23 protein-coding genes are annotated in these 25,198 nt (G+C 57.8%); 6 read left to right on the top strand and 17 right to left on the bottom strand.

Annotated elements, in window-relative coordinates; translation table 11 throughout:
• Positions 1 to 4: 4 nt before the first annotated feature.
• Positions 5 to 958, bottom strand: coding sequence for an AroM family protein (locus FQB27_RS16565; protein ID WP_206374348.1), 954 nt, complete (start codon positions 956 to 958; stop codon positions 5 to 7).
• 142 nt (positions 959 to 1,100) lie between these two features.
• Here FQB27_RS16565 and FQB27_RS05685 point away from each other — a divergent pair, with 142 nt between their 5' ends.
• Genes FQB27_RS05685 through fumC form a run of 3 tightly spaced genes read left to right on the top strand, consistent with a single transcriptional unit; the run spans position 1,101 to position 5,180 of the window.
• On the top strand, positions 1,101 to 2,198 hold the full coding sequence (locus FQB27_RS05685; protein ID WP_169559862.1) for a DUF917 domain-containing protein: 1,098 nt from the start codon (positions 1,101 to 1,103) through the stop codon (positions 2,196 to 2,198).
• A 6-nt stretch (positions 2,199 to 2,204) separates the two neighbouring features.
• Positions 2,205 to 3,737: a hydantoinase/oxoprolinase N-terminal domain-containing protein gene (locus FQB27_RS05690; RefSeq protein WP_169559863.1), complete on the top strand. Its 1,533-nt coding sequence runs from the start codon at positions 2,205 to 2,207 to the stop codon at positions 3,735 to 3,737.
• 60 nt (positions 3,738 to 3,797) lie between these two features.
• A complete protein-coding gene (fumC, locus tag FQB27_RS05695; RefSeq protein WP_169559864.1) occupies positions 3,798 to 5,180 on the top strand; it encodes a class II fumarate hydratase in 1,383 nt (460 codons plus the stop codon).
• A gap of 46 nt (positions 5,181 to 5,226) precedes the next feature.
• On the opposite strand, the gene FQB27_RS05700 is transcribed toward fumC, so the two are convergent.
• The 11 genes from FQB27_RS05700 to FQB27_RS05750 form a co-directional block, all read right to left on the bottom strand.
• Positions 5,227 to 6,258 (bottom strand): fatty acid desaturase, encoded by a 1,032-nt coding sequence (locus tag FQB27_RS05700; RefSeq protein ID WP_169559865.1) that lies wholly within the window; start codon positions 6,256 to 6,258, stop codon positions 5,227 to 5,229.
• Positions 6,259 to 6,538: 280 nt separating this feature from the next.
• Complete coding sequence (locus tag FQB27_RS05705; protein ID WP_169559866.1) at positions 6,539 to 6,886, bottom strand: RidA family protein; 348 nt, start codon at positions 6,884 to 6,886, stop codon at positions 6,539 to 6,541.
• Between the two features lie 14 nt (positions 6,887 to 6,900).
• Positions 6,901 to 8,004, bottom strand: coding sequence for an NAD(P)/FAD-dependent oxidoreductase (locus FQB27_RS05710; RefSeq protein WP_169559867.1), 1,104 nt, complete (start codon positions 8,002 to 8,004; stop codon positions 6,901 to 6,903).
• A 259-nt stretch (positions 8,005 to 8,263) separates the two neighbouring features.
• Positions 8,264 to 8,611, bottom strand: a complete 348-nt coding sequence (locus FQB27_RS05715; RefSeq protein WP_169559868.1) for a 5-carboxymethyl-2-hydroxymuconate Delta-isomerase — start codon at positions 8,609 to 8,611, stop codon at positions 8,264 to 8,266.
• A 9-nt stretch (positions 8,612 to 8,620) separates the two neighbouring features.
• Entirely contained in the window at positions 8,621 to 10,084 is a 1,464-nt protein-coding gene (locus FQB27_RS05720) for a glutamine synthetase family protein (protein ID WP_169559869.1), read from the bottom strand.
• A gap of 57 nt (positions 10,085 to 10,141) precedes the next feature.
• Positions 10,142 to 11,464 carry an aromatic ring-hydroxylating dioxygenase subunit alpha gene (locus FQB27_RS05725; protein ID WP_169559870.1) on the bottom strand — a complete coding sequence of 441 codons (1,323 nt, stop codon included), beginning with the start codon at positions 11,462 to 11,464 and terminating at the stop codon, positions 10,142 to 10,144.
• A 49-nt stretch (positions 11,465 to 11,513) separates the two neighbouring features.
• Positions 11,514 to 12,761, bottom strand: a complete 1,248-nt coding sequence (locus FQB27_RS05730) for an NAD(P)/FAD-dependent oxidoreductase (RefSeq protein WP_169559871.1) — start codon at positions 12,759 to 12,761, stop codon at positions 11,514 to 11,516.
• On the bottom strand, positions 12,758 to 13,093 hold the full coding sequence (locus FQB27_RS05735; protein WP_169559872.1) for a 2Fe-2S iron-sulfur cluster-binding protein: 336 nt from the start codon (positions 13,091 to 13,093) through the stop codon (positions 12,758 to 12,760). Before FQB27_RS05735 ends, FQB27_RS05730 begins: the two co-directional genes overlap by 4 nt.
• 45 nt (positions 13,094 to 13,138) lie before the next feature.
• Positions 13,139 to 14,431, bottom strand: a complete 1,293-nt coding sequence (locus FQB27_RS05740) for a TRAP transporter large permease (RefSeq protein ID WP_169559873.1) — start codon at positions 14,429 to 14,431, stop codon at positions 13,139 to 13,141.
• 12 nt (positions 14,432 to 14,443) lie between these two features.
• On the bottom strand, positions 14,444 to 14,932 hold the full coding sequence (locus FQB27_RS05745) for a TRAP transporter small permease (RefSeq protein WP_169559874.1): 489 nt from the start codon (positions 14,930 to 14,932) through the stop codon (positions 14,444 to 14,446).
• Between the two features lie 14 nt (positions 14,933 to 14,946).
• Positions 14,947 to 15,981, bottom strand: coding sequence for a TRAP transporter substrate-binding protein (locus FQB27_RS05750; RefSeq protein ID WP_169559875.1), 1,035 nt, complete (start codon positions 15,979 to 15,981; stop codon positions 14,947 to 14,949).
• Positions 15,982 to 16,188: 207 nt separating this feature from the next.
• On the opposite strand from FQB27_RS05750, the gene FQB27_RS05755 reads away from it, so the two are divergent.
• Positions 16,189 to 16,923, top strand: coding sequence for an IclR family transcriptional regulator (locus FQB27_RS05755; RefSeq protein ID WP_169559876.1), 735 nt, complete (start codon positions 16,189 to 16,191; stop codon positions 16,921 to 16,923).
• 67 nt (positions 16,924 to 16,990) lie between these two features.
• Here the strand turns inward: FQB27_RS05755 and FQB27_RS05760 are convergent, their stop codons facing one another.
• The 4 genes from FQB27_RS05760 to ectA all read right to left on the bottom strand — a co-directional run bounded on the left by FQB27_RS05760 (position 16,991) and on the right by ectA (position 20,929).
• On the bottom strand, positions 16,991 to 18,469 hold the full coding sequence (locus FQB27_RS05760; RefSeq protein ID WP_284347808.1) for an aspartate kinase: 1,479 nt from the start codon (positions 18,467 to 18,469) through the stop codon (positions 16,991 to 16,993).
• 98 nt (positions 18,470 to 18,567) lie between these two features.
• On the bottom strand, positions 18,568 to 18,966 hold the full coding sequence (locus FQB27_RS05765) for an ectoine synthase (RefSeq protein WP_169559878.1): 399 nt from the start codon (positions 18,964 to 18,966) through the stop codon (positions 18,568 to 18,570).
• A gap of 60 nt (positions 18,967 to 19,026) precedes the next feature.
• Positions 19,027 to 20,301 (bottom strand): diaminobutyrate--2-oxoglutarate transaminase, encoded by a 1,275-nt coding sequence (ectB, locus tag FQB27_RS05770; protein ID WP_169559879.1) that lies wholly within the window; start codon positions 20,299 to 20,301, stop codon positions 19,027 to 19,029.
• 61 nt (positions 20,302 to 20,362) lie between these two features.
• Positions 20,363 to 20,929, bottom strand: a complete 567-nt coding sequence (gene ectA, locus FQB27_RS05775; RefSeq protein ID WP_169559880.1) for a diaminobutyrate acetyltransferase — start codon at positions 20,927 to 20,929, stop codon at positions 20,363 to 20,365.
• Positions 20,930 to 21,327: 398 nt separating this feature from the next.
• Between ectA and FQB27_RS05780 the strand changes: the two genes are divergently transcribed.
• Entirely contained in the window at positions 21,328 to 21,810 is a 483-nt protein-coding gene (locus FQB27_RS05780) for a MarR family winged helix-turn-helix transcriptional regulator (protein ID WP_169559881.1), read from the top strand.
• Here the strand turns inward: FQB27_RS05780 and FQB27_RS05785 are convergent.
• Positions 21,805 to 23,586 carry an SLC13 family permease gene (locus FQB27_RS05785; RefSeq protein WP_169559882.1) on the bottom strand — a complete coding sequence of 594 codons (1,782 nt, stop codon included), beginning with the start codon at positions 23,584 to 23,586 and terminating at the stop codon, positions 21,805 to 21,807. The two genes, FQB27_RS05780 and FQB27_RS05785, sit on opposite strands and share 6 nt — an antisense overlap.
• Before the next feature lie 226 nt (positions 23,587 to 23,812).
• Here FQB27_RS05785 and rimK point away from each other — a divergent pair, with 226 nt between their 5' ends.
• The gene (gene rimK, locus FQB27_RS05790; protein WP_169559883.1) at positions 23,813 to 25,195 is read left to right on the top strand and encodes a 30S ribosomal protein S6--L-glutamate ligase; all 1,383 of its coding nucleotides are present in this window, start codon (positions 23,813 to 23,815) and stop codon (positions 25,193 to 25,195) included.
• Positions 25,196 to 25,198 lie beyond the last annotated feature (3 nt).

Genomic DNA, 25,198 nt, shown 5'->3' on the forward strand with positions numbered 1-25,198 from the left:
AAGGTTATATCCGGGCGCGGGACATGTTCTGGACAATCAGGCGCATCAGTTCGTTTGCGGTGGAGACACCCATCTTGGTCAACATCCTGACCCGGTGAATTTCCACGGTTCTGTGACTGATTTCCAGAACGCGGGCGATTTCCTTGTTACTGAGTCCTTCGACCACAAGATCGAAAACCTGCTTTTCTCGGTTTGTCAGCCGTTCCCGTCGTTGGCTGAGTGCACTGCCTTCCAGTAGTCGATGCTCCGGTGTCGGGTCGATACTTTGGCGATACAGGCGGGCAATTTTTCGGGCGACAATGCGCCGTACAGGGATGGCGGGTTGGCCCGAGTGATCCGCGACAACCTGACGGTCATTTTCGCTGTATCCAAGGGAGTTCAGAATGATCATGTCGCAATCAGCCAACTGGTTGGCGGCGTTGCGAAGTGCCTTGTCGTCCCCGGGGGGCGCATATGCTCCGATCAACTCCATGGCGGTCAGTCCCCGGGCCCGGGGCTGGGCAGACAGGGGAAAGATTAACCCGATCCGCAAACCGGACAGGCCAAGCGTTTCGATGAACTGGTCCAGCACGTTCTGGGCATGGATCACATACTCGCCGGTGGTGCCCACGTCGAAGACGCCGGTTGATGCAATGACAGTCAGGTCCGCGATGGATTTGCCGCGCCCTTCGCACATTTCAAGGATGCGGTGCCGCAGCCAGTTTTCGGACAGGGCGATTTTGCGGCCGTCATTCAATTGTGTGGCAATCCCGATTTCATTGGCACGGGGTTCCAGTTCCGTGATGTCCGCCGGTGCCATGCCATCCAAGGCGCCATACTCGACGATTTCGCAAAGATCGCCCAGTTGGGATTTCAGTTCCGCAACCATGTCCCCGCGAGGGGTCTGTCCGGCCGAAATGACCACAAGGCGATGGCCCATGTCGCGTTTTCCATAGTGTTTAAGTTGGGTTTGTTTCATGACAATACCCTTAAATGGTGATTTGTGTCGCGGTAAATTACGTACCTGTACGTATTTTGAGCCTTTTCACCGTCTCCTATAGTGCCCTCAACCTCGTGGCAGAAATCTGCCGAGACTGAACCCAATTGGTGCGGAGTATTAAATGGTCAAACCCCGATATGGTGAGCGAACCCTGACATTGGAGGACATTGAGGCCATGTCCCTTGGGGCCTGGATTCTGGGCACTGGCGGGGGAGGATCGCCCTATGTCAATCTTCTGAATACCCGGCAGCTTTACAAGGCCGGGCGCCGTGTGCGGCTTATGGATCCGGGAATGCTGGCCGATGAGGCGCTGGTGGCTGTGGTGTCAACGCAAGGTGCCCCGATCGTCGGGCAGGAACGGCTTGCGAACCCGGAGATTTCGGCCCGGCCCCTGCGTTTGATGGAAGAATTTCTGGGGCGCAAATTCGATGCGGTCATGCCCATTGAAGTTGGCGGCGGGAACGGGTTGCTGCCACTGATGATTGCCGCGCTATCGGGCCTTCCGGCGGTGGATGCAGATGCCATGGGGCGCGCCTATCCCGAAGCGCAGATGACCAGCTTTTCCGTCGCAAACCTGCAATGCTTTCCGTTGGCGATGGCGGATATTCGGGGTAACGAAATCCTGATCAAGCGCGCCGAGGACTGGACATGGATGGAGCGGATCAGCCGGAAAATCTGTACGGAACTCGGGTCTACGGCGACAACCTGCAAGGCCCCCCGAACAGGGGCCGAGGTCAAGGCCCACGGGGTCCTTTATACAGCGTCAAAGGCGATTGACCTTGGGAAGGCCATTCTGGCCGCCCGGGCCAGCCACAGCGATCCGGTTGCCGCCATTGCGGAAGAATGCGGCGGCAAGCAGATGTTCGCCGGAAAAATCACGGATATCGAACGGCGAACAACGGAAGGGTTCTTGCGGGGGCGGGCCCGACTGGCAGGGCTTGATGGGGACAGGGGCCATGAATTCGCGCTGGATTTCCAGAATGAATATACCGTGGGTTCACGGGACGGACAGCCGGTGGTGATGTCCCCGGACCTGATTTGTGTGGTGGATAGTGTCACCGGGGACGGTGTCGCAACAGAAAGTATCCGCTATGGGCAGCGGGTCAGTGTGCTGGCCTTGCCTGCCCCCGAAATTTTCCGAACCCCGCGGGGTCAGGAACTGGTGGGACCACGGGCGTTTGGATTTGATTTTGACTATCAGTCAGTGTTTGAGGGCTAGGGCGGTATGCTGCGAATTGGAATTGATGTTGGCGGAACAAATACAGATGCGGTTCTGGTCGACAGGGAGGCGGTGTGCGGGGCTGTCAAGACACCGACAACGCGGGATGTAACAACCGGCATTAAAACTGCCCTGAAGGATCTGATTTCCCAGTGTGGGGATCAGGCCCGCGAGGCCGCCTCGGTCACCATCGGGACCACGCATTTCCTGAATGCGGTTGTGGAACGGCGCCGCTTGAACCGGGTCGCGGCCCTGCGGATCTGCCTGCCAGCCTCGGCCAGTTTGCCGCCCTTCGTGGATTGGCCCGAGGATATCTCAGGCCCGGTCAATGCGGGCAGTTATATGGTGGAGGGGGGAAGTGAATATGACGGACGCCCGATCACCCGGCTGGATGAGGCAGGCATTGCCGGTATTGCGCGAAAGCTGAGGCAGGACGGGGTGTCCTCGGTGGGGGTAAGCTCGGTTTTCTCGCCCCTGAACCCTGGTTATGAGGAACGGGCGCGGGAAATCCTGCAGAATGAATATCCGGATGTGCGGGTGACCTGTTCCCACAGTCTGGGACGGATTGGGCTTCTGGAGCGCGAGAATGCCACCCTTTTGAATGCCGCCCTGCTGGATTTGGCAGCGGAGACCACCGAAGCCTTCGAGAATGCCCTGACGGATACGGGAATCCGGGGAAAGCTGTATATCAGTCTGAATGACGGAACCGTGGCCGAAGCTGCGACAGCGCGGCAGTATCCTGTCTATTGTTTTGCTTCCGGGGCGACCAACAGCATGCGGGGGGCAACATTTCTGACCCGGCTTGAGAATGCCATCGTGTGTGATGTGGGGGGCACGACGACCGATATCGGTTGTCTTGTGAACGGTTTCCCAAGGGAGGCCAACAGCGTTGTGACCATCGGCGGGGTTCGAACCCTGTTCAGGATGCCGGATATTGTTTCCATCGGGATCGGGGGCGGTACCCGGGTGCAGGATGCCCCGCTTCGGGTTGGGCCCGATAGCGTAGGGTTTCGCCTGCTTGAGAAAGCCCTTGTTTTTGGCGGCGACGAATTGACCCTGACCGATATTGCCGTTGCCGCCGGATTGATGCAGGCAGGAGACAGAAACGCCCTTTCCCACGTGTCAGAAGACCTTGTAGATCGTGTTCTGCACAGGGTGCGAACGGACATTGCCACGCATGTGGACCGGATGAAGACAAGCGCCGAGGAAGTCCCGCTGATTGCCGTTGGCGGCGGGGCACCCTTGATCCCGGAGGTGCTGGACGGCATTTCCAGAGTTCATCTTGTGGAGAATGCGTCGGTTGCCAATGCAGTAGGGGCGGCGATTGCACAGGTGAGCGGTGAGACCGATCAGGTGTTTCAGGGATTGTCGCGAGAGGATGCACTGGCGACGGCCCACCGCCTTGCCAAAGAGAAAGCCTTGGCCGCCGGGGCCATACAGGGCAGCTTGAAGGTGGTGGAGATGGAAGACATTCCCATTGCCTATCTTCCCGGCCATGCGATCCGGGCGCGGGTGCGCGTCGTCGGCGAGATCGGTTGAGTTTTTCACGCGTTCGGGCGTAGGATAGGCGAGACCTGCCACAAACGGAGGGAGCCGCCCATGTCCCGGACGCGTCTTGAAACAGATAGCCTTGGTGAAATTTCGGTCCCGGCGGATCGGTATTGGGGGGCGCAGACCCAGCGGTCCCTTGAAAAGTTTCGTATCGGGGCCGAGAAAATGCCGCTCCCCCTCATCCATGCGTTGGGCCTGTTGAAACAGGCCGCGGCAGAGGCCAACCGGGATCTTGGCTTGCTGGATAAAAAGATTGCCACAGCGATCATCGCCGCGGCCGGGGAGGTCCGAAAGGGCGCATTGGACGATCATTTCCCGCTGGTGGTCTGGCAAACCGGTTCGGGGACCCAGACCAACATGAACGCCAACGAAGTGATCGCCAATGCGGCCATCAAACGGCTGGGCGGTGTCATGGGCAGCAAGACACCGGTTCATCCGCAGGATCATGTTAATTTGGGGCAAAGTTCAAACGATTGTATCCCCACCGCCATGTCGCTGGCGGCCACACTGGAGATCGAAGCGCAGCTTCTTCCCGCCTTGCGCCATCTTGCTGAGGCCCTGATTGAGAAGGAGAAGGCATTTTCCCATGTGGTGAAGCTGGGGCGAACCCATACGCAGGATGCGACGCCGATAACGGTGGGGCAGGAATTTTCAGGATATGCCCGTCAGGTGGAACTGGGCATCGAGCGGATCAGGGATGCGCTTCCCCGTCTGATGGAACTGGCGCAAGGGGGAACAGCGGTGGGGACGGGCCTGAATACCAGCCCCCGATTTGTTGAGCGGTTTACCGAGCGGATCAGGGACCTGACCGGCCTGCCCTTCACCAGTGCAAAAAACAAGTTTGAAGCCATCGCCGCCCATGACGCCGAGGTGGAAATGTCCGGTGTCCTGAATGTCATCGCCACCAGCCTGATGAAGATCGCCAATGATATCCGCTTTCTGGCCAGCGGCCCAAGAAGTGGCCTTGGGGAATTGGTGCTGCCCGCCAATGAGCCCGGTTCATCAATCATGCCGGGAAAGGTGAACCCGACCCAATGCGAGGCCCTGACGCAGGTGGCCGCGCAAGTGATGGGCAATCATGTGACGATCACCATTGCCGGATCAAACGGGCATTTCGAATTGAACGCGTTCAAGCCGGTTATTCTTTATAACCTGCTTCAGTCTATCCGCTTGCTATCTGATGGGTGCCGCAGTTTTACGGATCATTGCGTGGCGGGCATTACGGTAAATGAAGCGCGTATTCAGGACCTGATGGAACGATCCCTGATGCTGGTGACGGCGCTGGCCCCTCATATCGGGTACGACAAGGCGGCAGAGATTGCGAAAAAGGCCCATCAGGAGGGGACAACCCTGAAACAGGCGGCCGTTGGTCTTGGACTGGTAACGGTGGAAGAGTTTGAGACATGGGTCAGACCGGAAAACATGGTTTAACCGGTCTGACCGAAGGATACAGTGCCTGATATTGCCGCAGCGGGCGTCAGGCTCCGCGGCGAAGGCTGCGGAACGAGACAAGCCGTCCGGCGGCATCATCCCAGAGCGCCAGCCGGAAACAGGCAAGGCTTTCCCAAAAGCCGATCCGGTTCAGGGATTTCAGTCTTGGCAGGGCGGAGAGGCACTGCCCCAGACGATAGCTGGGAATGCGGCAGGACAAATGGTGGATATGGTGAATGCCGATATTGCCGGACAGCCAGCGGAGCGGCTGCGGCAGGTCGTAAAAACTGCTGGCCAGCAGCGAGGCTTCCCGGAATTCCCATTCCTTGCCAGCCCGCCAATAGGTGCGTTCGAACTGGTGCTGGACAAAGAAAAGCCAAACACCGATGGCGCTGGAAAGCAGGACAATCGGTCCCTGTACCAGAAAAACTTCCTTGAAACCAAAACCAAGACCGAGGGCGACAATGGTGCCCACAATTCCCACATTGGTCAGCATGATCCCGGCCAGAAGCTGGGGCTCGCGGCGGATCATGTCAAAGGGAAAACGATATTTGATGACGAACAGGTAAATCGGTCCGATCCCGAGGAATACCAGTGGGTTCCGATAGAGGCGATAGCCGACGCGCTTCCAGAAGGACAGGTTTTTATATTCCTCGACGGTCAGAAGCTGGATGTCGCCAATGCCCCGTTTCCCAAGGTCCCCGCAGGTGGCGTGGTGAATATTGTGGGAACGGCGCCAGTAATTGTGCGGCGTCAGGGTGATCATGCCGATCAGGGTGCCCAGAATGTCATTCATTTTCCGGGAATGGAAATAGGAATGATGGCCGCAGTCATGCTGGATGATGAACAGGCGAACCGTGAAGGCCGCTGCCGGTATGGCCAGAAGCAGGGTCAGCCACAGCGCCTTATCGACAAGCAGCAGCATGGCGACCCAAAGGCCGATCAGGGGAACAAGGGTATAGACCAGTTGAAGAATACTCTTTGTGGTCTGGGGCTTGGCAAACTGTTTTGCTGTTTGGGACCACTGTTTTGCCTGCTCCCGCGAAATTTCTGCATCGGAAACTGGCGTGCTGAGCATGGTTGCATCAGCATCATTGTACATGTCGGTAATAATAATGGGTGCCCTTATATAAACAACGTAAACAGTACCGGATACTGATGCAGGTATATGGCAGTGTCGTTAGAGTGAACGAAAAAAGGCAAAAAACCGGATCAGCAATACTAGATATGCTATCAAAATATACGGTTTGAATGTTTTAATCAAACTTTCTTAAAAAAGGGACCGGTTTTGTGCGGCGCCGTGCGGCATGGGGGCGGGAAAACCCGAAAATCCCCATGCCGACCATGACGGAACTGGATCAGGCCGCAGCAATAATGATGATTTCCACATCATATTCCGGTGTGGCCAGATTGGACTCGCCGCACGCCCGTGCCGGCGGGTTGGCCTGATCGACCCACGCATCCCAAACGGCGTTCATTTCCCCGAAATAATCCATGGAGGACAGCCAGATGGTGGCCTGCAGCAGTTTCGATTTGTCAGAGCCGAGCTCGGCAAGAAGACTGTCGATGGACGCCAGAATGGTTTCTGTCTGTTCGGTGACATTCTGCCCCGGCTTGCCGATCTGGCCAGCCAGATAGATGGTGCCGTTATGGGCGACGGCCTGACTCATGCGGGGGCCGGGATTGATGCGCTTGATATCGGTCATGTTTTTTCCTCAGTTCAGGAGAAGAGACGCTCGGGATTGAGCGCAGAAATAATGTTTTGCGGCAGTGGAGAGCTTTTCCCAAGACACAGGTCCGCTGTCAGTTGCGACAGGGCGGGGGAGGTCTGGATACCGTATCCGCCCTGACCGGCCAGCCAGAAGAAACCATCCGCATCCGGCGCAAAGCCAACAACCGGCGATCTGTCCTTCACAAAATTGCGAAGCCCGGCCCAGCTATGCTCCACTCGTGTTACCTCAACGGTTGTGGCGGTTTCAAAGCGGTGCAGGCCTTCGGCAACGACCATGTCGTCAGGCCATGCGTCATGGGGCTCAACCGGGTCCTCGTCGGCGGGGGAGATCATCAGTTTCCCGGCCTCTGGCTTTCCGTACCAGCGTTCAGCGCCGGTGATAAACAGTGGCCAGTGTGTGATGTCATAGCCTTCCGGCGCGGGCAGCAGGATGCCGCTGCGGCGCTTTGGAACAAGCCCAACGGTCTTGACCCCGGCAAGGGTGGCAATGGCATCCGCCCAGGCGCCCGCCGCATTGATGACGATCGGGGCCTTGAAGGTTCCTGCGGGGGTCTCGGCCACCCATTCCCCGTTTTCACGGGTGAGGGTCTGGACCCGGGCATTGGTGACGATTTGCCCCTTGTTGGAGCGAACCATGCGGGCAAAGCCCTGCAGCAGGCGGTCCACGTCAATATCCTGCGCGGCACTTTCATAGGCTGCCGCAACGATCAGGTCTTCCCGGAGGATCGGGACCATCTCCACCGCTTCGCGGGGGGTGATCCGCTCCATCCCGTCTGACCCTTCCAAATAGGCATCAAGGCTTTCCACTTCGTCCTCATGGGCAAAGTGCAGCTCGCCCCGCGGGGACAGGATGCTGTGATCGGAAACGCCTTCCGGCTCCAGAAAGAAGGGCTCCGACGCACGGTTCAGCGCGCGCAAGGTCTGGTTGCCATAATTTTTCAGGTAAATTGCGGCCGTGCGACCGGTGGAATGATAGCTGATGGTCGGCTCGGCCTCGAGCACGGTAACGGAGGCCTCTCCCGAGAGGCGGGCCGCTGCGCTGATGCCGGCAATTCCGCCGCCAATAATCAGAATATCCGTCCCTGTCGTCATCGCTTGTTCTCCCTTGTCTTAACGATGATGGTACTTAGCCTTCCTGACCCAACCGATGGCACAAGTCAAGAGGGCCTTTTCGCCATTTAGGGGAGAGAGGGCGGATTTATTCAGTTTTTTTGGATATGGCCATTTGATGGGAAGGCTGGCATGATGGCCGCAAGCCCTGCCCCCAGAGGGGGCAAGAGCAAGGGCGGCAGGCTTGAGCGAAACGGGAGAGAAGACTTGTGCCGCTCAAGCTGCCTGTTCCTCTGTCGGCTTATTCCGGCAGAAGACGTTTCTTGTAGGCGACGGCATTCATGTCACGTACATCGATGCTGATACTGGTGACATCGGGAAGCAAGCTGTCCAGATGGCTGCGCACCAGTACGGAGACCTTTTCCTTCTGTTCATCGGTCCGCCCCTCCAGCAGGGAGGCGGTGATGTGCAGGAAGGTTTCCCCCGCTTTCCGCAACCGGAAATGATCATAGGGGATGGCCCGAACCTTGATGTCGTCCGGGTTCATGACACCGCTTTCACAGGCGGCCGTGAAGACCGTCTCCATGATCGCGGTGACATCGGCCGATGCCTCAATCTCGCGGGAATATTCCAGAACAAAATGCGGCATGTGGGTTTCCTAGAACAGGGAGAAGTATTCGCGCTCTTCCCACTCGGATACGGTGGTCAGATAGCGGTTCCATTCTGCTTCCTTCAGGGTGCAGAGATAGTTGACGAAATCCTGTCCAAGCTCACGGGCATAAAAGCCGCCGTTGCGGAACGCGTTCAGCGCCTCGATCAGGCTGGCAGGCAGGGTTTCCGCTTCGCTGTCATAGGGGTTGGCAACCGGGGCCGGGGCTTCCAGTTTCCGGTTCAGGCCGTCCATGCCACTGAGAATCTGGGAGGCCAGATACAGATAGGGGTTTGCCGCCGGTTCACCGATCCGGTTTTCAATCCGGCTGGCCGGATCGCCCGGGTTGGCAAGACAGCGGATCATGGCGCCCCGGTTATCGCGGCCCCACTGGATCCGGTCCGGTGCCAGTGTGAACGGACGATAGCGCTTGTATCCGTTGATGGTCGGTGTGGACAGGATGCAGCTTTCCTTGGCATGGGCCAGAAGGCCGGCAATCCACTGCCGTCCCAGTTCGGAAATGGGTGCGCCCGGTTCAGGCGTAAAGACGTTCTTGCCGTTTTCCAGACTGACCAGAGACTGGTGCAGATGCCAACCGCTGGCCATGGATTCGGCAAAGCGGGGGCGGCACATGAAGGTCGCATGCAGACCGCTGCGGCTGCAGACCTGTTTCACCATGGACCGGAAGGCCACCATATTGTCGGCCTGCTGCAGGGCAGGGGCGGGATCAAAGGTGACTTCGCACTGGCTGGGGCCAAACTCGACTTCAAGTGAGCGCACTGGCAGGCCAAGTGCCTGTCCGTTCCGCCGGATCAGGTCGAAGATGTCTTCCATCTGGTCGTACCGGTCTTCGGTCAGGTACTGATAACCCTGCGAGATGAGGCCTGTCTTGGGCGGGGTGCCCGGCTGTCCCGCATCGCTGAGGGCAAGCGGGTTGTCTTCCATGGTGAAGACATGGAATTCCACTTCCAGACCGGCAATGAATTCCAGGCCCATGTCGTTCAGACGGGACTGGGCTTTCTGCAGGATGGAACGGGTTGAAATATTGACCGGGCGTCCATCGGCGTGGTGCAGGTCCGCCAGCAACCAGCCGGTATGCGGTGACCACGGCAGAATGCGGAAGGAGGACGGATCCGGAAGCATCAGAACATCGCTGGCGCCGGTCATCTCTCCGGCACCAAAGCCGGCATCTTCCTGCCAGACCGGGAAAACTGTCCGGTGGGAGGTATCTTTCAGAAGCATGGTCGACGTCATGGTGATACCGCTTTCAAGGGCGGATTTCAGGGCGTCAACAACCACGGTCTTGCCACGCAGGATACCGTGCTGGTCTACGAAGGAGACACGGATCACTTCGAGATCGTTATCCTTCGCCATTTTCAGGGCGTTTTCCGCAGCTTCAAACTGGGCGTCGGTCCACAGGTTGTGGCGCGCCGCAAAGCCCCGCTGGCGGTCGTTTTTGGAAATGCTTGTCATAATGCTTCTCCGTGGAGTGAAAAACCGGGGGCGCGGCGGCGCCCCCGGACATGAGGATCAGAGTTTTGCGTCCCACTCGCAGGCAGCGCGGCGCTGGGCGTCGCGTTCCTTCCACGCCTCTTCCCACTGTTCGGAAGGTGCAATGGCGTCGACGGCAATCGGACCCTTGATTTCCTTGGCTTTCTCGGCGTCCACATGCAGCGGAAGCTGGCTGCGATCGCCGCCTTCAGCGACAATGGCCATTGCCTTGCGCAGCTTGCGACGGTGCTGGATGATCGCCTTGTCCGTTGTGCCCAGATGCTCGTTGGTACGATCCTGAATGGGACCCATGGATTCGCAGGCCCACTGGTCATGCACGTTGATGTCCAGTCCCATACCGGTATAGGTGAGCGTTTCCTGCTCTTCGCGGTTGTAGCCGTAGTCGTTCCGCTTGTTGCGGATCGGGGCATATTCGGGAAGGGTATGCTCTTTAATACGCTGGGCGCGCATGGTTTCCTTGTCAACCGGCTGACCAAAGCTGGTGAACATGGAGAACCAGTAGCAGTTTTCATCATCAATCGGGACATGCCACTGGGTGATGGTCATCTCGTTGGACATGGGAATGGTGATGGCGCACGGGAACACCTGGTTGGTGAGGCGAACGTGGCTGCTGCCGTTGTTCAGGTCACGCAGGGCAATGATGCGCATGCCGTAGTCCGTATCCTCGACCTTGATTTCCGGCTGCGGGAATTCGCGCAGGACCTTGGTCATCGGCATTTCGGAATCAGCGGCGGTATCGCGGAACTGCTTGCCATAGCTGTCCTTCGGGTCTTCGTCCTGAAGGAAGCGGTGCAGGAAGGATGCGTGTGCAGGGTCAATCCCGACTTCCAGAGCCTGCAGCCAGTTGCATTCCCACAGTCCCTTGAAGGAGAAGACGTGGCTTTCCGGTGCGTTGAAGCAGTCGAAGGCCGGGAAGGCGGGCGGCTCGCCGCTGCCAAGATAGGCAAAGATGATGCCGTTGGCTTCCTTGACCGGGTAGGAATTGATCTTGATGTTCTTGTGCATTGTGGAACCGTTCGGCTCACCCGGCTGCTCGGTGCACTGCCCGGATTCGTCGAATTTCCAGCCGTGGAACGGGCAGCGGATGCCCCCTTCCTCGACCCGGCCAAAGCACATGTCTGCGCCGCGGTGAGGGCAATGACGGTCCATCAGGACCAGTTCGTCATTCTCGTTGCGGAACAGGGCCAGTTTCTCGCCAAGAAGGTTGACGGGAACCACCGGGCGATCCTGCTCCAGTTCTTCGGTGAGGGCAGCAGGCATCCAGTACTGGCGCAGCATGTCACCGCCGGGAGTACCAGCGCCTACGCGGGTGAGTTCGTCATTCTTTTCCTGACTCATCATGATAGATATCCTCCAGATTCTTATGGGTGCAGCAGTTGTGCGTTGAAAATCAGCCGAAGTCTTTCAACTTGATATTCACGTCCCGTGCTGCGTCTTTGGGTAACTTTATGCGTTGGGTGACAAGGCGACGGGCGGCGATGTGATCGATGGCCCGATTGACGGAATCGACCCGTACCAGTTCTTCGCCTTGATAGTAGAGAAGTGAGAAACGGCCGCTTTCCATTTCCCCGCGGCAGACAATGTCATCTGCATCAAGGGCGGTGCCGACCATTTGCAATTTGACGTCCAGTTGGTCGGACCAGAACCACGGCGCCACCTGTTCCGGGATGTCGTTTCCGGTCAGTCGGGCGGCGATGATCTTGGCCTGATCCACGGCGTTCTGGACAGATTCCGTGCGGGATGTGTTCTGCTCATGGGGAAGCTGCCATGCGGCGCAGTCCCCGGCGGCGGAAATTTCCGGACAGGAGGTAAGGGCCTCGCGGTTGACCAGAATGCCGTTGTCGCAGTCCAGCCCGATCAGGCGGGCAAGGCCGTCGTTGACCTCGGCGCCGATGCCAACAACAACAAGGTCGGCTTCGCGGCTGTCGCCATTGCTGAAGTCCACGATCTTGCGGCCATCGGTCTGTTGGCGGATGCCGGAAATTTGTGTGCCGAACAGGAACGCGGTGCCGTTTTCCTTGTGACGGTTGGTCAGGAAATCGGACATCATGGTTGGGAACAGGCGGGCAAGGACCCGGTCCTGTGCTTCAACTACGGTGACGGACTTGCCAAGTTTGCCAGCGGTTGCGGCCACTTCAAGGCCGATAAAGCCAGCGCCGGCAATCACCACGTCGCGGGCGGTTTCAAGGCGCGCTTTCATTTGCTCGGCATCCTCGATGGTTCTGAGGGTCAGAACACCGTCAAGGTCGCCGCCGGGAACCGGCAGCTGCCGGGCGCGGGCACCCGTGGCAATCACAAGATGATCATAGGTCAGGCTGTCCGGCAGGGACGTGCCAGCCTGTGCGCCAGGAGCGGCCCGCAGGTCCAGCCGACGGGTGTCCGCGTCGATGCAGTGTACATGAGTGGCGCTCAGCAGTTCGATCCCGCGAGACGCATAGTAATCCGGGCTGCGCAGGGCCAGACCATCGGCGTTGACGCTGTCCGCCAGATAGGCTTTGGACAGGGGCGGCCGCTGATAGGGCAGGGTTGCCTCGCCGTGGATCAGGTGGATCGGGGCGTCATACCCCAGATCCCGAAGGGAGGCGGCAACCTGAACGCCCGCATGGGACGCCCCGATGATGCAAACGCCGTGTGTCATGACTGGCATTCCGGGACGTCGAATGTGTGGCCGTCCATGTCTGCGGTGACAACAATCTGGCAGCTCAGGCGGCTTTCCGGGCGACGCTCGGCGGCGGTTTCACCCAGCATTTCCTGTTCTTCCTCGGACGCGGTGCCGGTCAGGTTCGCGCTTTCGGCGGGAACATAGATGTGGCAGGTGGCGCACATGCAGCTTCCGCCGCATTCGGCTTCGATGCCGTCCACATTGTTGAAGATGGCTGCCTGCATGACACTCTGTCCGACAGGGGCTTCGATTTCCTTGATGGCACCAGAGGGCTGCTTGAAGGAGATTTTTACAGTGTTTTTGGTCATAATATTCAATCCGATAGAATGTTTTTGTGATCAGGGCGGGTCGCGTCAGAGCAGGCTCGGCAGGAATAGCGAGATTGCCGGGAAGGACACGAGGATGATCAGGCGAACGATGTCCGCCAGGACAAAGGGAATGACACCGACCATGGCATCGTTGAGCTTCAATCCTTTTGCAGCACTTTTCACCACAAACAGGTTCATGCCGACCGGCGGTGAAATCAAGCCGGTTTCCACGGTGACCACGGCGATAATGCCGAACCAGATCGGGTCGTAGCCGCTGGCCATGATCAGGGGATAAAAGATCGGCACGGTCAGCAGGATCATGGCAAGGCTTTCCAGAAAACAGCCCATGATCACATAGAACACGATAATGGCGGCCATCACCTGCCAGGGTTTCAACTCGTAAACTTCGATCAGGTTCACCATCTCGAAGGAAATCTGGCTGACGGACAGCAGGAAGCCAAAGACCTCGGCGCCGATCAGGATGATGAAGATGGTGGCGGTAACAGCCACGGTTTCAATAACGGCCGCACGGAAGTCGGCCCATGTGAGGCCGCGCCAGATGGCAAAGACGAGGGCAAGACCGGCGCCCACACCGCCCGCTTCGGTCGGGGAGAACAGACCGGCATACAGGCCGCCCATCACCAGACCGAACAGCAGGGCCACCGGGGCAAACTGCTTCAGGGCGGTGGCAAGGGTGGTGCCGGGTTCCGGCAACTGGTCACCTGTCGGGCGCCAGCGGCGGGCCATGATGGACACAGTGATCAGATAGAGCAGATAGGCGAGCAAACCGGGCAGGAAGCCGGCAAGGAACATATCGCCCACGGATTGTTCCGTAATGAGAGCGTAAAGCAGTAGGGCCACAGACGGCGGGATCATGATGCCGAGTGTTCCGCCAGCCGCAAGAGAACCGGCGGCAAGACGCGGGTTATAACCTTGACGGATCATTTCCGGGTAGGCAACGCGGGTCATGGTGGACGCGGTGGCCAGAGAGGAGCCGGAAATGGCAGAGAAGGCCGCACTACTGGTTACCGCTGCCAGAGCCAGACTGCCGTTCCAGCCCTTGGTGAAGTAGCGGGCAGAGTCGAACAGGTCCTTTGAAAACCCGGCGCGGGCCGCCAGACTTCCCATCAGAAGGAACATTGGAATCAGCGTGAAGGAGTAGTTGGAGGCAGTTTCAAACGCGGCTGTTTCAAGAACATTGAGAGCCGGTTCTGCACCCACGATGGCGGCAAAACCACCGGCACCGACAATGATCATTGCCAGCCCGACAGGGCAGCCCAGGGCGAGCAGAACCAATATGACCCCCATACCAATGAGGCCAATCATTAATGGATCCATGGGAAAAGTTCCTTAACTGTCTGAGACTTCAGGCCTTCTTGGGCGAAGGGCCAGCCAGATGCCGGTCAGGGCGATGCAGATGCTGCATACGGTGAGGACGGCATAAATGGTATACAGGGGAATGCCGAGATCTTGTGATTTGTCGCCTCGCGCAAACATGGTCAGTGTCTGATGGGAAAACAGCCATCCGACGACACAGGCAAAGGCGGCAAGCAGAAGATCCCAGATGCGTTCCAGTGTCCGCCGTACGGTGGCGGGCAAGGAGCCGATTACAAGATCGACACTCACCAGGCCGCTGATCGCTGCGCGGGGCAGCGATGCAAAGACCATGATGACAAGCGCGTAACTTGCCAGCTCGATAGCCCCGGGGATGAGCAGATTGACCACACCCCCGGTGACATCGAATATGACACGTCCGATGACGCTTGATACAACGATGAACAGCATGCCGATCAACGCCGTATAGGCGATCTTGTCAAAGATGTTGATAAGACGCTCCACGTCATCCTCTCCGTTTAGTTAAGCTCGGTACGGCATTCTGCGATATAGCCCTTAACCTTGTTATAGGTTTCGGTGCCAGGCAGGTTCTTACCGTCCAGTTCAGCCAGATAGCCTTTTGTGACTTCGTCGGCCACAGCTTCCCAGCGTTTCCGCTCTTCCGGGGCGATGATGTTGATCTGGCCGCCTTCTTCCTTGATCTTGGCAAGGCCAACTTCGTCCGCAGCGTCATACCCGCCGCCGGCGATGACGGACCATTCCATACCGGAGTTGTCGTCGATAACCTTTTTCAGGTCATCCGGCAGAGAGTCGTACTTGGCTTTGTTCATGGTGGTGACAAAGGCAAGAGAGTAGAAACCGAAGTCTGTGTGCTGCTTGGACACTTCATAGGCGCGGAAGCTGTTTACAGCGGACCATGGCAGCATGTAGCCATCGATTACGCCGCGCTGAACGTTGGCATAGATTTCCGGTGCAGGCATACCAACCGGCTCGGCGCCCAGTTCTGTCAGCAGACCACCGATCACTTCGGTCGGACGGCGGATTTTCAGGCCCTTCAGGTCATCCAGAGTGGTGACTGCGGTGTCCTTGGTGTGCAGGTGTCCCGGGCTGTGTGTGTGAACGTAGAGAACTTTTGTTTCCTTGTACTCTTCATCCAGGGCGCCGCTTTCATACAGCTTCTGGAAAGCACAGGAGCCAACAGCACCGGTGTCAAACAGGTTCGGAAGTTCCATGATCTGGCTGAGAGGGAAGCGGCCAGCGGTATAGCCCTGCACTGTCCAGGCGATGTCGGCAATGCCGTTCTTGGCGTTGTCGTAGCCTGCGGGGGCCTTACCCAGTGTCTGGGCCGGGAAAACGGTGACCTTGATGCGGCCTTCGGACTGTTCTTCAACAGCTTTTTTCCATGCCATGAACATCTTGTCGTTCTGCCAGCTGTTCTGTGGCATGAAGTGCGCCAGGCGAAGTTTGACGTCTGCGGCCTGCGCGGAAACCGCACCGGCAACCAGACCACCCGCCAAGGCGATGGATGCAATCGTTTTTAAGGTTTTACTCATTACGAACCTCTCTGCTCAGTTGTTTAAAGAACCTTATTGATCGATAATCGAACATATGTTTTATTATCGGACGATTTTTGTAATCTTATCGCTTCATATTTGATCTAAGTCAAGGAAGGAAATGGGCTGGAGCTAATAAAATCCCGGCCCAAAAATCCGAATCACGGTAGGGAAATGCCAGAAAAACTAACAGATAAAGACATTTCGTTGACCTTCGCCAAGGGCTTGGAAGTCTTGGCGGCTTTTGACGCCGAGGACCGGGAATTGACCATCCCCGAGGTGGCCCGGAAAACCAACCTGAACAGAACGGTGGCGCGCCGGCTGGTGCTGACGCTTGAGCATTTGAACTATCTTGAGTGCAATAACAGGGTCTATCGGTTGACCCCGCGAATCCTTCGTCTGGCGGGGGGCTTCCTGCAGGGGCGGGATATCGGCAAGCATGTTTCACCCATTCTGGCGACCTATTCGGAAAAGCTGAAGGGCAGTGTCTCCTTCGCCATGCTGGATGGCAACGAGGCCGTATATGTGGCCCACTCTCCCGGGGATCCCAGAATGATTACCCTTGGCTTCACGGTGGGGTCGCGCTTGCCGCTGCACGCAACGGCCATCGGCCGGGCACTGGTTGCCTTTTCCGGTTGGGAAACCCGGGAACGCCTGCTGGAGGTTGCGCCGCGGGTCAAATATACCTGTTCGACAAAAATCGATCTCGATGACCTGCGGGATGATCTGGACCTGTCGGTGCGAAACGGTTTTGTTTATGTGCAGGATGAGTTTGAGCAGGGTGTGGCATCGTTGGCGGTGCCTGTGAAAAGGCCGGATGGCGCGTTGATCGGGTCGCTCGGGATTGTCGGGCCGAATCCCCGTTTTTCCAACGAGAAGAACAAGCTGGAGAAGGTGCGCCTTCTTCATGAATGCGCCGGCTCGATCGCGATGATCGTCTGATCCCGAAGGCAACAAAGCCTCGCCCGCGGGGAGGGCAAGGCTTTGATGGCAGGGTGAAGGTCCGGCCTCAGGCGGCTTTCTTTCGAGAGGTCGCCTTTTGGGGCGGACTTTCAACCAACGCTTCATGAAGGGTGGATATGGCCCCGTTGAAGGCCGCTTCTGGCAGGATGAACTGCATATCCACCTTGCGGCTGGGTTGTTGTGCCGCCAGCAGGTCGAGGCCTGCGTCAGACAGGGCGGACACGGCCTTTGCAAACATATGCGGTGTTCCGAGATTGGAGCCAATCACAGAAACAAGGCAGACCTTTCGGGTGCGAATTCCGGCCGATGGCAGGTCCTCCTGAAGGGCGGCGACGATCCGCCTGACCTGTTTCAGCGGGGCCGTCACATAATGGGTCAGGGTGTTCGCGTTTGTATTTCTGGCCACTGTCCAGACCTTGAAGCGGGAAAAGGCGCGGGTGACCTTTTCCGCTGTCTCAGGAATCCCCACCATATCCTGATCGAAAACCTCAATTTCATAGGCGGTGGGTATTCCGGTGACGATTTCGGCTTTTGCTTCGTCGCTCTGCCAGTCTTCGGAAATGATCGTTCCCTTGTGGTCCGGTTCGAACGTGTTCATGATCCTGAGCGGAATTCCCATTTGTCGCATGCCTTTTGCGGCGCGGGGGTGAATGGCTTCCATCCCCATATTGGACAGTTGGTCTGCGACATCATAGTTGGTCTGGCCGATGGTGCGGACCTGATCCGTGCCGACAATTTTGGGATCGGCACTGCTGAGGTGGAATTCCTTGTGAATGATGGCCTCCTCTGCATTGGTCAGGCAGGCAATGCGGGAAAAGGTCACCTCGCTGTAGCCGCGTCCGTACAGGCCAACCAGTCCTTCCCGGCATTGGGCATACCCGGTCACAATGGGCAGTTCCCGTGTCAGGTCGATGCTGCTGAAGGCGTCCGTGATCCTGTCATCAAGCGGCTTTGTGTTGGTTTCCCGCCAGCCGGACAGGTCCACGAAAACCGCATTGACCCCCTTGCGGCGCAGCAGCAGCATGGTGTTGTGGGCGCTGTGGGCCTCGCCGACACCGCTCAGCATTTCGCGGACGGACAGCAAATGCTCTTCCAGTTGGAAATGCCCGAACGAGCAAAGCCGCTGCAGGTCCAGAAGACAGCTTCTGATGCCCTCAATGCGGTCCTCAACGAACCGGTCGGCAATCTCGATGTCGGCCGTGTCTTCCAGAATCCGGCGGTTGAGGCCCCGCATGGTTTCATTGACGGCGGACAGGGCCTCGTTCCACGTCCAGTCGTTTTCCGATCCGGCATACAGCGCATATACGCCCGGCTCATTGGTCTTCTTGTTTTCCAGCAGCAGGTCGGTCATGCCGCCATAGGCTGACACCACAAAGATACGGTTATAATATTCGTCCCCGGTCCGGTTGCCGATCAGGATATTGTTCAGAACGGCGTCCGTTTCCGACATGGATGTGCCGCCGATCTTGTTGACAGTGTGCCGGGGGCTGGCGTCCTGTGTGAGTGTTACTTCAGAGCAGGTGATGGTTCTGTTCCTTGTTCTGTTAATCCACTATGAGCGTCCGGTGGTTGCCCCTTTGAGGGGAGCCGGAAGGGGCGGGCGGTCCGCCCCGGTCCGCCGGATCAGGCCGCATTCGCGTCCGGGTCTGCCGGATAGGCGCCGGTTTCGTCGTGAACTTCCTGCCCGGTGACCGGGGGGTTGAAGGCGCAGGCCAGTTTCAGTTCCGTTTTGGCCCTCAGGATGTGTTTGTCATGTTTGTCGAGGCCGTAAATGGTGCCCGGTGCGATGGGGTACACCTTGCCATCCGCGATGGATTCGATTTCCCCTTCACCGGAAATGCAGTAAACGGCTTCCAGATGGTTGCGGTACCACATTTCGGTGGTGGTGCCGGCATAAATGGTGGTGATGTGAAAGGAGAAACCCATCTGGTCATCCTTCAGGAGAAGGCGCGTGCTCTCCCATGTTTCGGAGGTGACGCGGCGATCTGTTTTTTCTGCTTCAGCCAATGTTCTGACAATCATTTTCTTCTCTTTCTCTTTTCTTTGTATTGCTTTGTCCTGACGGTGTCAGGGCGGCGGTGTTTATTCCGCCGCAAGGATGGTTGTTTTCGGAAAAATGGTGGCCACCGCTGCCTCCAGTGTGTCCAGCCCGGCCGTCAGGTCTTCGCGGGAGATGGTCAGGGGGCACAGGCACTTGACCACTTCGTCATCAGGGCCGCTTGTCTCAATGACAAGGCCGTTCTCAAAAGCGAGGCGGCAGACCTTGGCGGCCATGTCCCCGTTTTCGAAAACCAGTCCCTGCATCATGCCGCGACCACGGGTTGAGATCCGGCCATTGCCATAGTCAACGGCGATGTCGCCAAGGCGCTGGGTGACCAGTGCAATTTTTGCGCGGACCTCCTTGATGAAGGTGTCGTCCGACCAGAATTCCCGAAGGGCGGCGGCGGCGGTGATAAAGGCATGGTTGTTGCCCCGGAAGGTGCCGTTATGCTCGCCCGGTTTCCAGCCGTCATATTCCGGTTTCGCAAGCAGGATGGCGAAGGGAAGACCCATGCCGGACAGGGACTTGGACAGGCAAATGATGTCGGGCGAGATGCCGGCTGGCTCGAAACTGAAGAAGGTGCCGCTGCGTCCGCAACCCGCCTGAATGTCGTCCACAATAAGCAGGATATCGTGCTTGCGGCAGACCTGTTCCAGCGATTGCAGCCAGTCCATGCTGGCGGCATTCAGGCCGCCTTCGCCCTGAATAACCTCGACCAGTACAGCGGCAGGGTGATCGACACCGCTGCTGTTGTCACCAAGGACGCGGTCCAGATATTCTGTGGTGTTCAAGCCGTCACCGAGATAGCCGTCATAAGGCATGCGGGTGACCCCGGACAGGGTGACACCGGCGGCGCCCCGGTGGTGGGTGTTGCCGGTGGCGGCCAGGGCGCCCTGCGTAACCCCGTGAAAACCGTTGGTGAAGCAGATCACGTTCTGGCGGCCGGTTACCTTTCGGGCCAGCTTGAGGGCGGCTTCAACCGCGTTGGTGCCTGTGGGGCCGGTGAATTGCACCTTATAGGTCATGTCCCGTGGGGACAGGATGGTTTCATCAAGGGCGCGCAGGAATTCGGCCTTGGCGCGGGTGTGCATGTCCAGTCCGTGGGTGATGCCGCCGCTTTGGATATAGTCGATCAGGGCATCTTTTAGGGCCGGGTGGTTGTGCCCGTAATTCAGGCTGCCGGCACCGGCCAGAAAATCAATATAGCTGTCGCCGTTCCGGGTGATGAGGCGGGCACCTTCGGCCTTGTCAAACTCAACCGGGAAGGAGCGGGCGTAGCTTTGTACGCCAGATTCAAGTTTCTCGAAAATACTCATGGTATCATTCTCTTGTGTCGTGATTCTGGGAAGGGTGAAGGTTTGGCAGGCCGGTTGCGATTTAGGCCGCTTTCCTCCGGTCGCGCAGGGCGAACCGGTCAAAGGGGCCGATGACCCACAGGGTTTCACTGGGGTGGGAGCCGGCAAGGTGGCGATCCCGGTCAAAGCCGGATTGCTGCGCGGCGGATGTGTCGAGCGCATTTGCCAGAGACTGGAAAATTGCCTGTGATGCCTTGTTGCTGCTGGTGATGGTGGTGTGAAGGGTGGTCACTCCGTCGCAGGCGTCCCGCGACAGAATGTCCAGCATCATACGTTTGCCAAGGGACATGCCGCGGGCCTCGGGCGCTACGGCGACTTGCCAGATGAACAGGGTGTCCGGGGCGTCTGGCCGGATATAGCCAGACACAAATCCCACAGGCACACCGTCAATTCGGGCAAGGGCACAGGTTTCCGCAAAGTGGCTGCATTGCAGCAGATTGCAATAGAGCGAATTTTCATCGAGTGGCTTGCACCGGGCGATCATGTCATTGACGACTGCGCCGTCCTCTGCGCTTGGGTAGCCGATGCTGACAGCTTTTCGGGAATGGGGTGCAGGGCGAACTTGTGGTTGGATATTTTGAATAGTCATTTTTTTGAAAATCTAACTAAGAAGAACTTTCTTCCCGTTTCCTCCTCCATAAGTTTCGTAAAATACATAGACATTCGAAGTATTTTGTCAACAGGATGTTTCGGTCTTGTTTTGTTAAAATTTGCGGAATAAGGCCATTATTTGCAGTTTTGTTAGGGGTTTGGGGTGCGGTGCGTCAGGATGCTTTTGGAAAAATAGTTTGAAAATTTAATAATTCTTTCACAGAAAGTAGTTTGGGGGCGGAACTGTTCTTTAGGCGGACCGCTCCAGCGCTTGTTTTATTTCTGCAGGGAGGGGGAGGGCCGAAAATGTTTGGTTTACAAAGGTTTTTTGTTAAAACGTGCAGATCAGAGAGACTGCTCCTGATTTCCCACGGAACCGTTTGATTGAGGGTTGAAATGGATCAATTGAATGATGCGCTTGTGTCGTTGCGCCAAATTATGCGGGCTGCAGACCTGAACGCCCGGAAACTTGCGAAGGAAACAGGGTTGTCCATCTCGCAGCTTCTGGTGCTGCAGGCTATTGAGCAATCCACGGACCTGACCGCCGGGGAGATTGCAAAGGAAGTCAATCTCACACAGGCAACCATCAGCAGTCTTCTGGATCGTCTGGAGCAGCGGGAGCTGGTGCACCGGGTGCGGGGGGCGGCAGATCGCCGCAAGGTTTATGTGGCCCTGACCGAGACCGGTCGGGCTTTGCTGTCCAGTGCGCCTGAGGCGCTGCATGACCGCTTTTCTGACAGGTTCCTGAAACTGGAAACCTGGGAGCAGAGCATGATGGTGGCTGTCCTGCAGCGTGTTACCGGTATGATGGAGGCGTCGGATATTGACGCTGCCCCTGTTCTGGATGCGGGCAAGATTGACCGCACCCCGCTATCATAAAGGCCAGAACCACAGCAGAGCCGGTACGGAGACGGCAACAATCAGGATTTCCAGTGGCAGGCCCATGCGCCAGTAATCACCAAAGGAATATCCGCCCGGTCCCATGATCAGGGTGTTGTTGTTGTGCCCGATCGGGGTCAGGAAGGCGCAGGATGCGGCGACGGCGACGGCCATCAGGAAGGGATCGGAATTAACGCCAAGCCTGTCCGCCACCTCAACCGCGACAGGGGCGGCCATCACGGCGGTTGCCGTATTGTTCATGATATCGGAGATGGTCATGGTCATGATCATCAGCAAGGTCAGGGCGATCCATGGTGCATATCCTTCGGTCAGGGTCAGAAGGGCCCCCGCAAGAAGCGCGCTGCCGCCGCTGGTTTCAAGGGCGGCCCCGATGGGGATCAGCGATCCCAGCAGGACAATGATGCTCCATTCGATGGACCGGTAGACCTCGCGGATGGGAACGATGCCGAACAGCACATAGGCCGCCACCACAAGGCCAAGCGCGATGGGAAGTTGGATCAGGCCAAAGGTCGCCGCAAAAATGGCCGCGCCGAAGATACCGACGGACAGCCCGGCCATTTTCCGCTGAACAATTTGCAGGCCCCGCTCCGCCAGCGGCAGGGTGCCAAGGTTGGCGGTTGTCTCGGTCAGGCTGTTGTCCGACCCCAGCAGCAAAAGAATATCACCGGCATTGATCTGGACATGGGCAATCCGTTGGCGGAACCGTTGTCCCTGCCGGGAAATGCCAAGAATACTGACCCCCTGACGGCGGAGGACATCCAGGCTTTTGACCATGCGGCCATCAACGAAGGATCCGGGCGGCACCACCACTTCCCGCAGTTCAAGGTCCCGGGCAGGGCGCTTCTTGTCCTCGGTGTCGTCATAGGTGACATATTCAAGGGCGAGGGCGCCAAGAAAAGCCTCAATGCCTTCCGGGCCGCCTTCAACAACCAGCAGGTCGTCTTCGCGGATCGGTGCGCGCCGGGCAATGCCGGGCAGCCGCTGGCCATTGCGGATGATGCCGAGAATCTGGATGTCATGCTCGTCTGTCAGGTCGTCGAAATCCCCGGCGGTTTTTCCGATGGCTTCTGATTTCTCGCTGACCCGCAATTCTGAAATGTAATCTTCCAGTCCGTGAAGTTCCGCACTGGCATCGGCCTCGCCGCGGGCCTTGGGGATCAGGCGCCAGCCGATCAGGGCGACAAACAGAACACCGGTCAGGGCAGCCAGTCCGCCAACGGGTGAAAAATCGAACATGCCGAACGGTTCGCCGGCGGTTTTCTCGCGATAGGCGGCAATGATGATATTGGGCGGGGTCCCGATCAGTGTCAGCATCCCCCCGAGAATGGAGGCAAAGGCCAGCGGCATGAGGCTGAGGCCGGGGCTGCGTTTTGCTTTCTGGGCGGCTTTCAGGTCAATGGGCATCAGCAGGGCCAGCGCCGCGATATTGTTCATCACGGCGGACAGGGCAGCGGAAAAACCGGCCATGACACTGATATGAAGGGACAGGGTGCGGGAGGTGTCGATCACCTTGCTGGCCACCAGTTCAATCACGCCGCTGTTGGTCAGGCCGCGGCTGATGACGATCACAAAGGCAATGATGATGGTGGCCGGGTGGCCAAAGCCGGAAAAGGCGTTGTCAAAGGAAACGACACCGACCAAAACAGAGGCCAGAAGAGCCAGAAAAGCAACAAGATCGTATCGCCAGCGCCCCCAGATCAATAAGGCAAAAAGGATGGCAAGTATTGCAAAAAGGAGGGTCTGGTCCTGTGTCACTAGTCTGTTTCTCTTGTTCTGGACTTTCGGAATATATCTATCAGTTGTTTAGGGGGAACACAATGCGAGGCCGGGAAAAGTCAGGCCGTAACTTGACGGGAACGCCTCCGGGCGGCTTAAATATCCCCGTATGGGGACAATAACAATTTACAAAAGTATAATTGCTCTGTAACTGGAGCGACCGATAAAGTGGGTCGGTAAAAAGAATTCTTGTTTGGAGCATGGCATGGCACAGAAAAACCAGTCAATTGTCGTAGGATGGGACGAGTGGGTCTCCCTTCCGGAAATGGGATTGTTTGCGATCAAGGCCAAGGTGGACACAGGGGCGCGAACCTCTGCGCTGCATGCGGTCAATATCGAACCCTACGACAAGGACGGGGTGACACGTGTTCGCTTTGTTGTGCATCCCCTGCCGGACCGTCCGGAGGTGGAGATCAAGTGCGACGCACAGGTTGTCGATGTCCGGGACATCACCAGTTCCAACGGCGAAAGCGAAGAGCGTTTCATCATTCGCACCCATTTCAGCATCGCCGGTCAGGAATGGCCCGTCGAGATGTCGCTGGCCAATCGGGAGGACATGCAGTACCGCATGTTGATCGGGCGCTCCACCATGTCCGGGCGTATGATCATCGACCCGGATCGCTCCATGCTGTGCGGGGAGTTGTCACCGAATATCTATGATCAGGTCAATGTCCGTTCCGAAGGGGAGAAGAAGCTTCGGATTGCTATCCTGAGCCGGGAGCCGGAGAATTACTCCACGGCGCGGCTGGTGGATGCGGCGGTCAACCGCGGGCATTCCGTGGATGTGATCAACACCACCCGCTGTTATATGAACATTACGTCCAAGAAGCCGGATATCCATTATCAGGGCATGTCCCTGCCGGAATATGACGCCATTATCCCGCGTATCGGTGCCTCCATCACCTTCTACGGAATGGCAATCGTTCGCCAGTTTGAAATGATGGGCGTCTACACCCTGAATACCGCCGAGGCGATCGGCTGTTCGCGGGACAAGCTGTTTGCACACCAGTTGCTGGCCCGCGCCGGGATTGGCATGCCGGTCACCGGTTTTGCCCATTCCCCGTCGGATATCCGCGATATGCTGCAATCCGTGGGCAAGGCCCCGCTGGTCCTGAAATTGCTGGAAGGCACACAGGGGCGCGGCGTGGTTCTGGCGGAAACGCAAAAGGCAGCGGAATCCGTTATTCAGGCCTTCCGGGGCCTGAAGGCCAACATTCTGGTGCAGGAGTTTATTGCCGAATCCAAGGGTGCGGATATTCGCTGCATCGTGATCGGCAACAAGGTCGTTGCCGCCATGAAGCGTCAGGCCGAAGAAGGCGAATTCCGTTCCAACCTGCATCAGGGCGGGTCTGCGTCAAAGGTGCGGATCACAGCGGAAGAGCGGACCGCAGCCGTCAAGGCGGCCAAGTCCCTTGGGCTGCGATTTGCCGGTGTGGACTTGCTGCGCTCCAATGACGGGCCAAAGGTATTGGAGGTCAACTCCTCTCCGGGGTTGGAAGGGGTTGAAACCGTCACCGGCAAGAATATCGCCGGTCAGGTCATCGAGCATATCGAACGAAGCCTGCAGCGGGCGCCTTCACGGCGATAGACC

It is taken from the genome of Sneathiella chinensis (genome assembly GCF_012720115.1).
GTDB lineage: Bacteria > Pseudomonadota > Alphaproteobacteria > Sneathiellales > Sneathiellaceae > Sneathiella > Sneathiella chinensis.